Raw genomic sequence first — 14170 nt, forward strand, 5'->3', positions numbered from 1 at the left:
GGTTTGTTGGACAATGGCGCACGGCGATGCCTGCGGAATGGCATCGCCGTTTTCTTTATCCAGCCCATTGCCGACATTCCCATGACCGCTTCCAGCAAGCCCAGCAAAGCCGCCAAGCCATCCTCCGACAAGCCGTACTTCGTTGTCCGCAATTCACCGATCCACGGGCGCGGCGTGTTTGCCGCCCGCAAGATCCCGGCCGATACCTTCATCGTCGAATACGAGGGCGAACGCATTGGCGACAAGCAGGCCAGCAAGCGCATGGGAGCGGATCCCGACAATCCTTTCCACACCTTCTTCTTCAGCCTGGAGAACGGCAGGATCATCGACGGCGGCGTTGACGGCAGCGAGGCGCGCTGGATCAATCACGCCTGCGACCCGAACTGCGAGGCGCGCGAGGAAAAAGGCAGGATTTACATCTACTCCCTGCGCGACATCCGCAAGGGCGAGGAACTGAACTACGACTACGGACTGGTGCTCGACGAGCGCTACACCAAGAAGGTCAAGAAAAACTACGAATGCCGCTGCGGCTCGCCCAAATGCCGCGGCACCATGCTGGCGCCCAAGAAAAACAGCGGCAAGAAGAGCAAGAAGAAAGATTAAGCTACCGCCACGCCCGCCTCGCTATCCACCTGGACATTTCCGTGAAACCTCCCGCCCGCCCCCGCTACTCCCTCGGCTTCTTCCTGCCGCACGCCCTGCGCTGGCTGGTAACGGGTTCGCTGCTGGTGTTGCTCGGGATCGGCGTCTATATCGGCGTGCGGTTCTACCACATCAATAATCAGCTCTATCTGTGGTGGAACGACATGCGCCCGTCGCAGACCGCCGCGCCGCCGCAGGCCGGCAGCCTGCCGCTGGACACCTACCGCATGGAAATCGACGGTCGCCAGGTAGCCGGCATCGACCGCAATCTTTCGGGACTCGCTTTCGATGGCGACGCAAAACAGTTGATCGGCGTCATCAACCGTCCGGCGACGCTGCTGACGATGGACCTGGACGGCCGCATGCTGCGCCGGCTGCCGTTGCGCCACGCGTCCGACGTGGAAGGCATCGCCTACCTGGGCAACGGACGCATTGCACTGGTCGAGGAAAAGCACAATCGCATCGTCATCGCCACGTTGCCGAAGGAAAACGCGCGCGAACTGGACCTGCGCGATGCGGCCTCGTTCGCCTTCGACATGGACAGGCCGGATCGAAAAATCAAGAATGTGGGTTTCGAAGGGCTGGGATACGACCGCGGGCGCGACCTGCTGTACGTTGCCAAGGAGCATTCGCCGCGCGCCCTGTATCGCATCAAGGGACTGGGCGAATACCTGAACAGCGGGCGCATCGCGATCCGCGTCGAAAATCTCGATCACTGGCTGGACAGCCGTCGCGTCGGCACCGATGTTTCCTCGGTTGAGGTCAATGCCGGCAACGGCCACCTGTTGCTGCTGAGCGACGAATCGCAACGCATCGTCGAACTCGACGCCGCCGGCACCGTCGCCAGTCAGTTGGAACTGAGAAACGTGCCCGGCAGCAAGCGCGGCATTCCGCAGGCGGAAGGGCTGGCGCTGGAACCGGACGGCACCCTCTATCTGATCAGCGAACCCAATCTTTTCTACCGGCTGAAGCCAGGGTCCGCCAATGCGGATCCGGGCCTCGCATTGGCAAAACAACATATTCATCAATGAAATAACAGATATTGGAAAAGGAAATTGGCGGGGTTTGACGGCGCTCCCTATACTTGCACCTGTCTCCTCTATGTCTCCTCCTTTGATATAGATTCAGCCCGCTCCCGCAGCGGGCTTTTTTTTGCCCGCGCATCAACACGCACCAATTCGATGCAGAACGGCACCTGCTCTTTCCTGCACACATCTCCTCCGACCTTTCGATGCATTATTCGCTTTATGAATAATGCATATATGAAATCAAAATTGGCCTGCCAGACGGCCGATCCCTATACTTCAGTTGTCTCCTCTATGTCTCCTCCTTTGATATAGATTTAGCCCGCTCCCGCAGCGGGCTTTTTTTTGCCTTTTCCCTTCCGCTTCCCTCTCAACCGCCCTTCCGATGCAGATGACAGTCGCGCGCGTGGTCGTTGACCATGCCGATGGCCTGCATGTAGGCATAGACGATGGTCGAGCCGACGAACTTGAAGCCGCGCTTCGACAGATCCTTCGACAACCGGTCCGACAGTTCCGTCTTCGCCGGCGTTTCCGAGGTACTTTTGCGCGTGTTCAGGATCGGCTTGCCATCCACGTAGGCCCACAGGAAGGGGTCGAGTCCGCCGACCTCGTCGCGCAGGCGCAGGTAGGCTTGCGCATTGGTGATGGTGGCCGCCACCTTGAGCCGGTTGCGCACGATGCCGGGATCGGCCAGCAGCTGCGCGACCTTGGCGGCGTCGTAGCGGGCGATCTTTTCGGCATCCCAGCCGTCGAACGCGGCGCGGTAGCTTTCGCGCTTGTTGAGGATGGTGGACCAGCTGAGCCCGGCCTGGGCGCCTTCCAGATTCAGCATCTCGAACAACCGCGTTTCGTCGTGGCAGGGCACGCCCCATTCCTCGTCGTGATAGGCGACGTAGGCAGGATTGGCGAGATTGACCCAGGCGCAGCGCGGAATGGCGGAATCGGAACGGGAAGAGGTCATGGCGGTGGACGACGAAGCAAAAACCGCATTATGACCCGCCGCTTGTGCAAATGCCGCGGCTGGTGAAGAATGGCGCCTCCCGCCTTCCCGGAACCTCCATGCCCCTGTCCATTTCACTCCGCCGCCACCGTACCGTCACGAGGCTTTGCCATGCATGAGGCGCCTGACGTTTCGGACGTCGCGCCCAATTCTGCACGCGTGGCCGTCATCGGCGGCGGTCCGGCCGGACTGATGGCGGCGGAAACCATTGCTGCCAGCGGCGTGCCGGTCGATCTCTACGACGCGATGCCGTCGGTCGGCCGCAAGTTCCTGCTGGCCGGCAAGGGCGGCATGAACCTCACGCACGCCGAACCGGCCGATGCCTTCCGCAGCCGCTACGGCGCACGCGCGGACCGCATCGCACCGCTGCTCGACGGCTTCGGCCCGGACGACTTGCGCGCGTGGGTGCACGATCTCGGCATCGACACCTTCGTCGGCAGTTCGCAACGCGTGTTCCCGACCGACATGAAGGCCGCGCCGCTGTTGCGTGCCTGGCTCAAGCGCCTGCGTGAACAGGGCGTGCATTTCCACATGCGGCACCGCTGGCTGGGCTGGGACGAACAGAACAAGCTGCGCTTCGTCACACCCGAAGGCGAACGCACGATGCGGGCCGATGCCGTGGTGCTGGCGCTCGGCGGCGGCAGTTGGGCGCGGCTCGGTTCGGACGGCGCCTGGCTGCCGCTGCTGCAGGAGCAGGGCATCGCCAGTGCGCCGCTGCAGCCGGCCAACTGCGGTTTCGACGTGCCATGGAGCGCGCACTTCCGCGAGCGCTTCGCCGGCCAGCCAGTCAAGGCAGTGAGCGCTGGCTGCCACGATACAGACGGCAAGCTGCCGCAGCGGCAGGGCGAGTTCGTGATTTCGGATACCGGCATCGAAGGCAGCCTGGTCTATGCGCTGTCGGCGCCGCTGCGCGAGCAGATCAACCGCGAAGGTCACGCCACGCTGACGCTGGACCTCGCCCCGGACCGGTCGGCCGAACGCGTGCTGGCGGAAGTCGGCCATCCGCGCGGCTCACGCTCGCTGTCCAGCCACCTGCAAAGCAGGGTCGGAATTGCCGGCGTCAAGGCCGGGCTGTTGCGCGAGGTGCTGGACAAGGAAACCTTCAACGACGTCGCCGCGCTGGCGGCCGCGATCAAGGCGCTGCCTCTGCGGCTCGCCGCCACACGCCCGATAGACGAAGCCATCAGCAGCGCCGGCGGCGTGCGCTTCGAATCGCTGGATGCGCAGTTGATGGCGCAGGCCATGCCCGGCGTATTCTGCGCCGGCGAGATGCTGGACTGGGAAGCGCCGACCGGCGGCTATCTGCTGACCGCGTGTTTTGCGACCGGGCGCGCCGCCGGACGCGGCGTCATCGACTGGCTGGCGCGCGGCAAATAATCAAGCCCGTCAGACCAGCCCGCGCTCTGCCAGCTCGCGCTTGACGTAGGCATAGAACACCGGCGCCGCGATCAGCCCCGGAATGCCGAACAGCGACTCCATCGCCAGCATGGCGGCCAGCAGTTCCCAGGTGCGCGCATCGATGCGGTGACCGATGATGTGCGCGTTGAGGAAGTATTCGAGCTTGTGGATGCCGATCAGGAACGCCAGCGAGATCAACGCGATGTGCAGCGAATGCGACAGCCCGATCACGACCACGATGGTGTTCGAGATCAGGTTGCCGATCACCGGCAGCAGCCCGACCACGAAGGTCACCACCACCATGGTCTTGCGCAGCGGCAGTTCGACGCCGCACAGCGGCAGGATCACCAGCAGATAGAGTCCGGTCAGCACCGCATTGATGGCGGCGATGCGCACCTGCGCGAACACCACGTTGCGAAACGCCACGTGCAGCGTCGCCACGCGTGCATGCAGGGCGCCGGCCAGCGGACGATAGACCGGCGTGGTGGTGGTGTCGTAGAGCGCCGCCATGGCGCCGATGATCATGCCGATCAGGATGTGCGCCAGCACGCGGCCGGCAGAGGTGCCGAGCAGGCGCGCCTCGCCCGCATGCTCGTGCAGCCACGCCACGATCATGGTGCGCAGCGCTTCGGCGTCCACCGGAATGTAGGCGGCCAGCCAGGCCGGAATCTGGCCGCGCGTGGCTTCCAGCACGTCGGCAATCCTGGCCGGCAGCGCGTGCACGCTGCCGATGTCGCCGCGCAGAAAACTCACAGCACCCCAGATGCCCAGCGTCAGCACCGTGACGATGGCGGCGCTCAGAAACGCCACCGCCACCATGCGCGCGCGCCGGCCTTCCAGCCTGCGGCCAAAGTGCGGCGCCAACAGCTGCACTAGCGAATAGACGAGCAGGCCCGAGAACAGCGCCGCCAGCAAACCCTGATGCAGGATCAGCAGCAGCGCGAAGGCCGCCATCACCCACGAGGCGATCGTCACGCCGTCGGGACGCGCGGCGGAATCCGGAACGGGAGAAGACATCGCGCCATTCCTTATTTGGCGAGCGGGATCGGATTGCCGTGCGGCACCGGCACCGCCGTCACCGCGTTCTGCGGGCTGCCGTCGATCAGCTTGTCGGAATAGGTCAGATAGACCAGCGTGTTGCGCGCCGGGTCAACCATGCGCACGATGTGCAGGCGCTTGAAGAGGATGGACGTGCGCTCGGAGAACACGTCCTCCTGCTGCGGCAGCTTGCCCTTGAACACCAGTGTATTGCCGACCTGGCGGCAGGCGATGGACGCGTCCGACTTGTCCTCGGCCAGTCCGACCGTGCCGCTGATGCCGCCGGTCCGCGCGCGCGATACGAAACAGGTCACGCCCTGCACCTTGGGATCGTCATAGGCCTCGATCACGATGCGGTCGTTCTTGCCGAGGAAGCGGAACACCGTGCTGACCTCGCCGATCTGCTGCGCCTGCGCGCCGGCTGTGAACAGCGAAAGCGACAGCATCACCAAACCCGTTTGCCAGGACTTCATCTTCTTCTCCATGTTCTTGCGCCGTGCCCCGCGAACGCCGTATCCGAAGCAGCTTACGTGCATCGCGCCGTACCAACAATGTCATAATCGCGCATCCCGACCTTTTTCACAGGAACACACATGATTCTCGAACTCGTGGACATCCGCATCCAGCCCGGCAAGCAGGCCGAATTCGACGAAGCCGTGCAGCGCGGCCTCAGCACCATCATCGGCAAGGCCAAGGGCTACCAGGGCCATGCCATCAACAAGGGCATCGAATCGCCCGAGCGCTACGTGATCCAGATCTACTGGGCCACGCTGGAAAACCACACCGTCGATTTCCGCGAATCGCCGGCCTTCCAGGAATGGCGCGGCATCGTCGGTCCCTTCTTTGCGTCGCCGCCGGCGGTCGAGCATTTCAATCTGCTGGCGAAGGCGGGTTGATCACCGCATTTTCTCCGGCCACTGGATTGCCGTAAAAAAGCCTCGATTCCTTCCGGATATCGAGGCTTTTTTCATCAGCACCGTCAGAAACGCATCACTGCCATTTCTCCGGGTGGTAGCTCTTGAAGTTCTCCGAATAGTCGCGCAGATTTTCGCGCAGCATCTTCTCGAACTCGGTGCGGAAATACTTGATCGCCGGTTCGATCTCCTTCTTGAAGGTCTCCGCGTCGGGCGCATCGGCCGAGGCGGCAAAAGCGTTGTAACGCGCCGCCGCGTACATGATGGCGGCACAGATCTGACCACGGTCTGCGGTCTTGCTTTCCTCGTTGGCAAGCTGGATGAAGTGGTCGGCCGCATCCCAGAATTTCTGGTGCGGGTCCGCAGGGCGCGGGCGGGAAAGGCTCTTGGCGTTGAAGTTGTCGTCACTCATGATCGGAAAATGTTCGTCTGGAAATAATCAGGCCGAATGGCATGCAGTCGGCATTTTCACACGAAACGACCATGCCGTCTGTCGCGCCGCCTCACACCCAGGGATCGTAGGTGCCGAAATTCCACAAACGACCCTCCGGATCGCGACAGCTGAAACCCTGGCCGCCGTAGTCCTCGAACTTCAGTTCGACCACGATTTCCGCACCGGCCGCCTTGACGCGCTCGTACATCGCCGCCGCATCTTCCACGATCAGGTAGGGGCTCTGCGTTTCGTAGCCGCCGATCTCGTCGGGCTGCCGGATGAAGGCATCGAAATCCGTCTTGTTGCGCACCGAACCGATCATGACCATGCCGTTGCCGAAGGTGAGCTGGGCATGCAGGATGCTGCCATCGGGATTCTTATAGACGTCATCCACCTCGAAGCCGAAGGCCTTGCACAGCCAGTCGATGGCGGCTGCCGCATCGCGGTAGCGCAAGCCGGGGATGATGGTTGCCGTGGTCTTTCTCGCAGTCATGGGTTCCTCCTGAATCAATTCGATATGGACGAGATGCCGTCATGGCTCTCCTTTTTGTTCTGCGACAACGCCGGGTTTCAATTGTTCCTGCTGTACAGATTGCCAATAGCTCCTTTTAAGCTACAATGCATTGCATTTGCAACGCAAAAAGACCAGACATGAAAACCGCATCCTTTCCCTCCCTGCGGGTCGATCCTCAACTACGCGAGGACACCGAGAATGTGCTGCTCGAAGGCGAAAGCCTGTCGCAATTCATCGAAAGTGCCGTGCGCAACCAAGTCAGCCTACGCAAGGCCAATGCCGAATTCCTCGCACGTGGACTCGCATCCCGCGACAAGGCGCGACAAACGGGGCGCTATGTCGATGCCGATAACGTCCTGGGGAAATTGCAAAAGACCCTGCAATCCGGCAAAACCAAACGTGCCAAGGCATGAACCGCCATACCGTCCGCTTCACCGAAGAAGCCGCGGCCGACCTGCAACGCCTTTACGAATACATCATCGAACGCGACCCACATGGCACGGAAGTGGCGGAACGCGCGCTGGAGAGCATTGCGCAGGGCATCGAACTGCTCAAGCAATTTCCCTATACCTGCCGCAAGGCGGTCGCGGACAATCCCTATCTGCGCGAACTCGTCATCTCTTTCGGCTCGACCGGCTATGTAGCGCTATTTGAAATCGAGCCACACGATATCGCCACCATCCTGGCGGTACGCCATCAAAGAGAGTCGGATTATCACTGACGCACCGGCTTCTCCATCATGAAGAAACCGATTTCCTAATCTGCCTGCATGCGCGCAATCTGGCGGTCGTGCCAGCGGCACAGGATCAGCAGCGCGAACAGCGCCCCCATGCAGGCAAACCACATGTCGGACGGCGTATCCCATTCGTCGCCCTGCAGGCCGAGGAATTCGTCGGCACCCTGTCCCATGATGAGCGCCGCCCACCATTCGATGATCTCGTACCAGGCGCTGATCGCCATCGCCACGCACAGCGAAAGAAACGCCGCCATCCTGCGGCCCGTCACATACCCGTTGCGCAGCAGGATTTCCTTGGCCACCATCGCCGGCACCAGTCCCTGCCAGAAGTGCCCGAGCTTGTCGTAGGGATTGCGCGCCAGGTCCAGCCAGTCCTGCACCACAAAGCCGATCGGCACGCGCGCATAGGTGTAGGTGCCGCCGCCGATCAGGATCAGCGCATGCAGGAAGATCAGGAAGTACAACAGCCCGGTCAGCGGAAAGCGCCGGTAGGTCAGCGCCAGCACCGGCACCGCGATCAGCACCGGCATGACTTCCATCAGCCAGGTCAGGCGGTCATAGGGATCGATGAAGGAGACGACGAGCGCCACCGCGATCAGGGCGGTGGCGATCAGAAGATGACGGGGCGGCGACGAGCAAGCGATAGTCATGAAAATACATGGAGCCGGGAAGTCATCACCATACCCGTTTTGCTTCCGCATCGCCATCGTCCGACACACTTGCAACGACCGGGAAATCACCTAGCAATCCATGGCCACCGACACCTGCACGCTGCGCGGCATGCCCTGGTTCAGCCAGCCGTGGTGGTTGCTGTAGAGCGTGCCAAGATGCTGTTCGGTGGATTCTGCTGCGGACATGAAAATCGGGGAGGCCGGTCAGAAACGGCTCGACGCAACACAGTCGCTACGTGGCGTGGCTCATCAATAACAGCGCACACTCATTTCCGACGCTGCAACGCGGTCGCATCCAGCGCTGCGCCGGCAGTGATGAAATGCCCGCCCGCAACATGATGGATGGTGCGCAGAGCGTCGTGTCCGTCGAAATGCCAGCGGCCGTTGCTGAAGACACGCGTGTCGGATTGCGCGGCCAGGATTTCGCCGAGGAACAGGTCGTAGGTCTGCTGGATGTACGGCTCGGGATAGAGGCGGCATTCGAGCCAGCCGACGCAGCCTTCGATCAGCGGCGCATCGGTGGCGGTACCGGCAAACACGTCCAGGCCATAAGCCGCAAACTTGTCGATGCCCTCGTCTTCCATCATCGTCTTGCCGGAAGTGCTGCCCAGCGTTTCGGTCAGATCGGCCAGCGCCACGGTCGGCACCTGCAGCGCGAAATGGCCGGATGCTTCCAGCAGGGTACGCGTGTAGGTGCTCTTGTCGATCACCACCGCGACCTTGCCCGGCTTGAAGTCGAGCGGCATGGCCCATGCCGCTGCCATGATGTTGCGCCGGCCGCCGTGCGCGGCACTGACCAGCACCGTCGGGCCGTGATTGAGCAGGCGATAGGCCTTGTCGGGAGCAACCGGCTGACGAAAACGGGAGGCAGAGAGATCGGACATGGAGATGACGACGGGCGTAGTGATCGGAGGGCTTCAAGCGTAGCGCAATTGCGCGCCTGCCGCTGCGGACGAACTTCGGTAGCGACTCAACCGCTGCGCTTGACCCGCAGCAATCCGGCAAGCGGCTTCAGCCAGCGTGGCCTCCACGACAGCACGAAAGCGATGCTCATCGCCGTGGCCGTCACCAGCACGCCCCACAGCAGCGAACCGAAACCCGCGCCCTGCGAAAACACCAGCAGCGGCAAGGCCAGTGCTTGCAAAACCAGGCCCATCGTCATCAACACACGCTGGCTCACCCGCCGATCGGCTGCGAGCGCGGTCACCGCCTCCCAATGCCGCTCCTGGCCCAATGCCAGCAGACCGAAACCGAGCAGGCTCGCCACACAGGCAAGGACAAGGCTCACGCATTCAACCACGCGCGCCCTCCGTCTTGTTCGCTGCCGCGGCCTTTGCACGCGTACCCGGCTTGTTCTGTCGCACTTGCTTGATGCGCACGGCAGCCCATGCGGCCAGTGCGGCCCCCAGCAACAGCATCAGGTCGAGCCCGGCCACCTGCCAGTCGCCGCGCATGAGCGTGCGAACGAGGTGGTCGCCGGTGGTGACCGCATTGAGCACGACCGCAAGCAGCGCCAATGCGGCAATCGCCCAGCATTGTTCGCTCCATGCACGGCGTGCCGGCTGGCCCGGCGCTTCGGCGCGCCGCCATGCGGCGTGGAAGAAGGTGCCGAGCCAGACCAGATAGAAGACCCAGACTTCGAGTTCGGCGCGCGCCTGGCCGGCAAAGTGGGTATCCAGCGGCAGCAGGCGGTTCACCACCAGATAGGCCATCGTCGCCAGCACGATGCCGCTGACGCTGCCGACGGTCAGCGCTTCCACCACGCGCACGCCGGACAGGCCTTTCTTGGCATGGCTTGCGCGCCGCGATTCCAGCCAGAACAGAAAGCCGGTCGCGATCATCACGCAGCCCGACAGGCCGGCGAGGAAATACAGCCAGCGCAAACCCCAGTGATTGAACTGAATGAAATGCATGCCCGAGATGAAGCGATGTACGCCAACCACCGGCCTGGCCTCGAAGCGATACAGCAGCGCGCCGGTCTGGCCGTCGAAATACAGCTGGTCCAGATTCATCGTCACCTCGTGCGCGTAGCTGCGGCGCACTTCCACATAGGCGCCGGCATCGCCCGGATGCCAGACGCGCACGAAGGTCGCCTTGCCGCCGGGCCACAGGCGCTCTGCCTCGGCCACCATCGCATCGAGCGAAGCCAGCTGACCGGGCTGTTCGAGCCGCGGGCGCGTATAGCGCCCGATGGCTTCGATCTGGAAGGCCGCCTGCGCCTGCTTGCCCGTTCCGTAGGCGCCCTCGTAGGCCTGCGGGAAGTAGATCTGGACGAAGATGATCAGGCCCGACAAAGTAATCAGGAAATGAAACGGCAGGCCGAGCACGCCGGTCAGGTTGTGCAGGTCGAGACTGGCGCGCTGCAGATACTTCTTCGGCCGGAATAGAAAGAAGTCGGCAAAGATTTTCTTGTGGATGATCACGCCCGAGACGAGCAGCACCAGCATCGCCATGCCGGCCAGGCCAACCAGCCAGTAGCCAAGGCCCAGCCAGTCGATGTGCAGATGGAAGTGAAAGGGGAAGAAGAAGCCGGTACCGGCCAGACTGCCCTGCTCCGCGATCAACGTGCCGGTGGTCCCGTCCACCGCGCGCGTGACGAACTCGCCATCGGCCTTGCGCGCAAACAGCCGCAGATGCGCGGTGCGCTCGTCCGGAAAGCGCACCCCCCATTGCAGATTGCCGTCGGCCAGCGCGGTCACGGCCGGCAGCACGGTGCGGTCCAGCGAGACCGGCGCTGCCGGGGCCGCGATACGCGTGCCCGGCTGCATCCAGCGGTCGAACTCCTGGTCGAACACAGTCAGCGTGCCCATCCAGAAGATCGCGAACAGCACACTGCCGATCACCACGCCGGCCCAGGTATGCAGCCATGCCATCGCTCTGCGGAACGGACCCATCGCTTACGCTCCCGCCTGCGGCATGATCCGCAGCAACAGCACGCACAACAGCAGCCCGCCCAGCGTTACCCCATAGAGCCGCGCCAGGCTGCGCACCGCAAAGGCCCAGATCAGCCACCCAAGATAGACCAGGAAGCCCGACATGGCCGCCAGTGCGACCGCTTCCGCGCGCGCCATGCCGGCCAGCGCGATCAGCGCGCCGGCCACCGCCACCAGCTTGGTGACGAGAAAATAGCCGAGCGGCACGGCTGCAAGCAGGCGTGCCGTGGTGCGGAAGGCGGGATGGGTGGTCAAAAATGGCATGGTGCGCAGTTTATCCTGTCAGACAGAATTACATAAAGCACCAACCACAATGACCATACGGTCTTTCGTCAAAAACTGAAGGTGGCCGAAAGCGCGAGCGTGCGCGGAGCGCCGGTAAGCAGACGTGTCGATTCGAAGTAATTGCTGTCGAACAGGTTGACCAGACTTGCCCGCAAGGTGACAGGCGTATTACCGGCCTTCAGCAGATAGCGCGCGCCAAGGTCGTAACGTGTCCACGACGGAATCTCCAGCGTATTGGCCGCATCGATGAATTGGCTGCCGGTATGGATCGCCCGTGCCGTCAGCGTCAGACCGGTTGCGAAAGGCGTATCCCATTCCATGCTCAGGTTGGCAGAAAACTTCGGCACCTCGACGGCGAAGTTCCCCTCGTTGACGCCGTTTTGCGTCCTGGTGAGCTTGGCATCGAGCAAGGTAAAACCACCGATGACACGCACGCCACGCGCGACTTCACCAAAGCTTTCCAGTTCCAGGCCGCGATTGCGCTGCTCGCCATCGACACCGAACACATTGGTCACCGGATCGGTGATACCCGATGGGCGCGTGATTTCGAACAAGGCCAGTGTGGTCAGAATCTTGCCGGAATCGTGCTTGACGCCGACCTCATGCTGCTTGCTGACGAAGGGCGGGAAGATGTCGTCCGCGTTTTGCGCGGAAGCCGGCGGCGTCGGTCCGCGTGACAATCCCTCGATGTAGTTGCCGTACAAGGACCAGCCATCCCAGGGCTTGACCACCAGGGCAACGGATGGCGACGTGGCGGAACGGTCATAGGCCACGATGCCGAGATTGGTTTCCTTGATCTGCTGGCGGCGCACACCCAGTGTCAGCAATACGCGACCATCTATGAACTCCAGCGTATCGGCAATCGCGACGCCGTTGAATTCCAGCCGCTGATTGGCCAGGCTGGGCGGCGCATTGAATACCGGTACCGGCTCCGCATTCGGATCCGGATTGTAGATATTGGTGCCGCTGCCGGTTGCCGCAGCGCTATATGTCCTCAGCGCTTGATCGAAACGAAAACCCGAGTAACCGATAACCAGATTGTGTTTGATCGATCCGGTTTCGAATTTTCCGCGCAGCTTGGCGTCGGCTGCCCTGCCTTCGCGCTCGTAGATGACAAGGCGATTGGCCGTCGGGCGGCTGTAATCGCCCTGCGCATTCAACAGACGCATGCCCAGCGAAGTCAGTTGCGTCTCGTCGATATCCTGCGCTCCCAACGCCACACTACCGGTCCAGTTCTCGTTGAAATCGTATTCGGCACGAACGAGGCTCACCAGCCGCGACGTGTCGGTGTAATTGAATGGCGGAAGGAAATTCCTGCCTGCCTCGGGTGCTTTCGGCACCGGCACACCCGGACTCAGTGTCATGGCCGTCAACGGCGAGCCGTCCAGACGCTGATCTTCCTGATTCAGATGCGCGAACAATCGGAAGCGGTCACCCAGATAATCGAGCACGACGCTGGCATGCGTGGCTTTTTCATGATTGAAGTCATAGGTCGTATCGCCCTCGCGATGCGCGAGGTTGGTCCGTATGCCCATGCGCTGGTCCGGTCCGAAACGCCGGCTCACATCGAGATGCGCAGCACCCTGCGATTCGCCGATATACGACAACGTCAATTCGGTCAGCGGATCGGCTGTCGGCCGCTTCGGTACCAGGTTGACGCTGCCACCGATGCTGCCGCCCGCCGGCACGCCGTTGAGCAATGCGCTCGGACCACGGAATACCTCGACCCGCTCTATGCCTTCCACAGCATTACGCCGCGTGTTCGTCATGCCGTACATGCCATCGTAGGCAATGTCGTTCCCGACGGCGACGCCAAAACCACGAATCGAGTAGGTGTCGTTCTGGCTGAAGCGTGAACTGTTGCGGCGCACGGACGGACTCGACTCCAGTGCCTCGCCCAGTGTTTGCGATTGGGTATTGCGGATGAATTCCGCTGTAAAGCTGGACTGGCTGAACGGCGAATCCACGACATCCGTATTGCCAAGCAAACCGAGCGATCCGCCGCGCGCCACCTGTCCGCCCGCATAGGCAGGCGGCAAATCCCTGTTCGTCGTACCCGCGACATGCACCGCAGGCAGCACCGCATCGTCGGTCGCACCCGAGCCGGCAGCCTCCGCACGCAGCACATAATTTCCATCCTTCAGATGCACTGCCTGCAAGCCGCTGCCAGCCAGCAACGCGCGCAGACCGGCTTCCACCGAATACGATCCGTTGAGACCAGCCGACTGCTTCCCGCGCGTCTGCTCGGCGTCGAAGGACAGCGTGATGTCGGCCACGGCTGCGAAGTTGCTGAGCGCGGTGCCCAGCGGCGCCGGCGCGATGGTGTAGCTGCGCACGGTCTGCTGCGCGTGGGCGGTGGACGCCTGCAGCAGGCCGGCGACCGGTACGGTAATCAATGCGCAAACCAGCATGGCACGCGCCATGGGGCGCAGGGACAAGGTATGCGTGGCACGGCGGCGTGCTGCGTAGCGGGAAGGAAGATGCTGCGACATGATGACGGGATTCCTCGATGTTCGTTGCGGCAGCACCGGATGCGCTGCTTTCATCGGGTAGGCCGAACGAGACGGAAAAAGAGCAACCC

At 62.5% G+C, this 14170-nt stretch carries 17 protein-coding genes; 6 read left to right on the top strand and 11 right to left on the bottom strand.

Going from position 1 to position 14170, the window contains the following annotated elements:
* Positions 1-81 precede the first annotated feature (81 nt).
* Positions 82-603 carry an SET domain-containing protein gene (locus tag IEV38_RS02885; RefSeq protein ID WP_188394639.1) on the top strand — a complete coding sequence of 174 codons (522 nt, stop codon included), beginning with the start codon at positions 82-84 and terminating at the stop codon, positions 601-603.
* Positions 519-1673, top strand: coding sequence for an SdiA-regulated domain-containing protein (locus IEV38_RS02890; protein ID WP_188394640.1), 1155 nt, complete (start codon positions 519-521; stop codon positions 1671-1673). The genes IEV38_RS02885 and IEV38_RS02890 overlap by 85 nt, the downstream gene beginning before the upstream one ends.
* A 364-nt stretch (positions 1674-2037) precedes the next feature.
* Here IEV38_RS02890 and IEV38_RS02895 read toward each other — a convergent pair whose 3' ends face one another.
* The gene (locus IEV38_RS02895; RefSeq protein ID WP_188394641.1) at positions 2038-2628 is read right to left on the bottom strand and encodes a DNA-3-methyladenine glycosylase I; all 591 of its coding nucleotides are present in this window, start codon (positions 2626-2628) and stop codon (positions 2038-2040) included.
* A 150-nt stretch (positions 2629-2778) separates the two neighbouring features.
* On the opposite strand from IEV38_RS02895, the gene IEV38_RS02900 reads away from it, so the two are divergent.
* Positions 2779-4044 (top strand): TIGR03862 family flavoprotein, encoded by a 1266-nt coding sequence (locus IEV38_RS02900; protein WP_188394642.1) that lies wholly within the window; start codon positions 2779-2781, stop codon positions 4042-4044.
* Between the two features lie 9 nt (positions 4045-4053).
* Here the strand turns inward: IEV38_RS02900 and IEV38_RS02905 are convergent, their stop codons facing one another.
* Positions 4054-5082: an AI-2E family transporter gene (locus IEV38_RS02905; protein ID WP_188394643.1), complete on the bottom strand. Its 1029-nt coding sequence runs from the start codon at positions 5080-5082 to the stop codon at positions 4054-4056.
* An 11-nt stretch (positions 5083-5093) separates the two neighbouring features.
* Positions 5094-5576 carry a CreA family protein gene (locus IEV38_RS02910; protein WP_371869825.1) on the bottom strand — a complete coding sequence of 161 codons (483 nt, stop codon included), beginning with the start codon at positions 5574-5576 and terminating at the stop codon, positions 5094-5096.
* Between the two features lie 120 nt (positions 5577-5696).
* On the opposite strand from IEV38_RS02910, the gene IEV38_RS02915 reads away from it, so the two are divergent.
* A complete protein-coding gene (locus IEV38_RS02915; RefSeq protein ID WP_188394645.1) occupies positions 5697-5999 on the top strand; it encodes an antibiotic biosynthesis monooxygenase family protein in 303 nt (100 codons plus the stop codon).
* 94 nt (positions 6000-6093) lie between these two features.
* On the opposite strand, the gene IEV38_RS02920 is transcribed toward IEV38_RS02915, so the two are convergent.
* Positions 6094-6429 (bottom strand): DUF3144 domain-containing protein, encoded by a 336-nt coding sequence (locus tag IEV38_RS02920; RefSeq protein WP_188394646.1) that lies wholly within the window; start codon positions 6427-6429, stop codon positions 6094-6096.
* Between the two features lie 91 nt (positions 6430-6520).
* Positions 6521-6943: a VOC family protein gene (locus IEV38_RS02925; protein ID WP_188394647.1), complete on the bottom strand. Its 423-nt coding sequence runs from the start codon at positions 6941-6943 to the stop codon at positions 6521-6523.
* Positions 6944-7101: 158 nt separating this feature from the next.
* On the opposite strand from IEV38_RS02925, the gene IEV38_RS02930 reads away from it, so the two are divergent.
* Together IEV38_RS02930 and IEV38_RS02935 are read left to right on the top strand one after the other, a co-directional pair.
* Positions 7102-7377, top strand: a complete 276-nt coding sequence (locus tag IEV38_RS02930) for a YlcI/YnfO family protein (protein WP_188394648.1) — start codon at positions 7102-7104, stop codon at positions 7375-7377.
* A complete protein-coding gene (locus tag IEV38_RS02935) occupies positions 7374-7685 on the top strand; it encodes a type II toxin-antitoxin system RelE/ParE family toxin (protein ID WP_188394649.1) in 312 nt (103 codons plus the stop codon). Before IEV38_RS02930 ends, IEV38_RS02935 begins: the two co-directional genes overlap by 4 nt.
* 35 nt (positions 7686-7720) lie before the next feature.
* On the opposite strand, the gene IEV38_RS02940 is transcribed toward IEV38_RS02935, so the two are convergent.
* From IEV38_RS02940 to IEV38_RS02965, 6 genes are all read right to left on the bottom strand, one after another.
* On the bottom strand, positions 7721-8350 hold the full coding sequence (locus IEV38_RS02940; RefSeq protein ID WP_188394650.1) for a DUF2238 domain-containing protein: 630 nt from the start codon (positions 8348-8350) through the stop codon (positions 7721-7723).
* Positions 8351-8637: 287 nt separating this feature from the next.
* Positions 8638-9255, bottom strand: coding sequence for a flavin reductase family protein (locus tag IEV38_RS02945; protein WP_188394651.1), 618 nt, complete (start codon positions 9253-9255; stop codon positions 8638-8640).
* Between the two features lie 86 nt (positions 9256-9341).
* A complete protein-coding gene (locus IEV38_RS02950) occupies positions 9342-9659 on the bottom strand; it encodes a DUF3325 family protein (RefSeq protein ID WP_188394652.1) in 318 nt (105 codons plus the stop codon).
* A gap of 4 nt (positions 9660-9663) precedes the next feature.
* Entirely contained in the window at positions 9664-11244 is a 1581-nt protein-coding gene (locus IEV38_RS02955) for a PepSY-associated TM helix domain-containing protein (RefSeq protein WP_229728517.1), read from the bottom strand.
* A 24-nt stretch (positions 11245-11268) separates the two neighbouring features.
* Positions 11269-11568, bottom strand: coding sequence for a hypothetical protein (locus IEV38_RS02960; RefSeq protein WP_188394654.1), 300 nt, complete (start codon positions 11566-11568; stop codon positions 11269-11271).
* A 68-nt stretch (positions 11569-11636) separates the two neighbouring features.
* Positions 11637-14081 (bottom strand): TonB-dependent receptor, encoded by a 2445-nt coding sequence (locus tag IEV38_RS02965; RefSeq protein ID WP_188394655.1) that lies wholly within the window; start codon positions 14079-14081, stop codon positions 11637-11639.
* Positions 14082-14170: the final 89 nt, after the last annotated feature.

The sequence above is a fragment of the Oxalicibacterium flavum genome (assembly GCF_014635065.1).
Classification (GTDB): domain Bacteria; phylum Pseudomonadota; class Gammaproteobacteria; order Burkholderiales; family Burkholderiaceae_D; genus Oxalicibacterium; species Oxalicibacterium flavum.

Coding starts and splice junctions, on each gene's coding strand:
- IEV38_RS02885 (WP_188394639.1), top strand. CDS start 82: ATGACCGCTTCCAGCAAGCCCAGCAAAGCCGCCAAGCCATCCTCCGAC.
- IEV38_RS02890 (WP_188394640.1), top strand. CDS start 519: ATGCCGCTGCGGCTCGCCCAAATGCCGCGGCACCATGCTGGCGCCCAA.
- IEV38_RS02895 (WP_188394641.1), bottom strand. CDS start 2,628: ATGACCTCTTCCCGTTCCGATTCCGCCATTCCGCGCTGCGCCTGGGTC.
- IEV38_RS02900 (WP_188394642.1), top strand. CDS start 2,779: ATGCATGAGGCGCCTGACGTTTCGGACGTCGCGCCCAATTCTGCACGC.
- IEV38_RS02905 (WP_188394643.1), bottom strand. CDS start 5,082: ATGTCTTCTCCCGTTCCGGATTCCGCCGCGCGTCCCGACGGCGTGACG.
- IEV38_RS02910 (WP_371869825.1), bottom strand. CDS start 5,576: ATGAAGTCCTGGCAAACGGGTTTGGTGATGCTGTCGCTTTCGCTGTTC.
- IEV38_RS02915 (WP_188394645.1), top strand. CDS start 5,697: ATGATTCTCGAACTCGTGGACATCCGCATCCAGCCCGGCAAGCAGGCC.
- IEV38_RS02920 (WP_188394646.1), bottom strand. CDS start 6,429: ATGAGTGACGACAACTTCAACGCCAAGAGCCTTTCCCGCCCGCGCCCT.
- IEV38_RS02925 (WP_188394647.1), bottom strand. CDS start 6,943: ATGACTGCGAGAAAGACCACGGCAACCATCATCCCCGGCTTGCGCTAC.
- IEV38_RS02930 (WP_188394648.1), top strand. CDS start 7,102: ATGAAAACCGCATCCTTTCCCTCCCTGCGGGTCGATCCTCAACTACGC.
- IEV38_RS02935 (WP_188394649.1), top strand. CDS start 7,374: ATGAACCGCCATACCGTCCGCTTCACCGAAGAAGCCGCGGCCGACCTG.
- IEV38_RS02940 (WP_188394650.1), bottom strand. CDS start 8,350: ATGACTATCGCTTGCTCGTCGCCGCCCCGTCATCTTCTGATCGCCACC.
- IEV38_RS02945 (WP_188394651.1), bottom strand. CDS start 9,255: ATGTCCGATCTCTCTGCCTCCCGTTTTCGTCAGCCGGTTGCTCCCGAC.
- IEV38_RS02955 (WP_229728517.1), bottom strand. CDS start 11,244: ATGGCATGGCTGCATACCTGGGCCGGCGTGGTGATCGGCAGTGTGCTG.
- IEV38_RS02960 (WP_188394654.1), bottom strand. CDS start 11,568: ATGCCATTTTTGACCACCCATCCCGCCTTCCGCACCACGGCACGCCTG.
- IEV38_RS02965 (WP_188394655.1), bottom strand. CDS start 14,081: ATGTCGCAGCATCTTCCTTCCCGCTACGCAGCACGCCGCCGTGCCACG.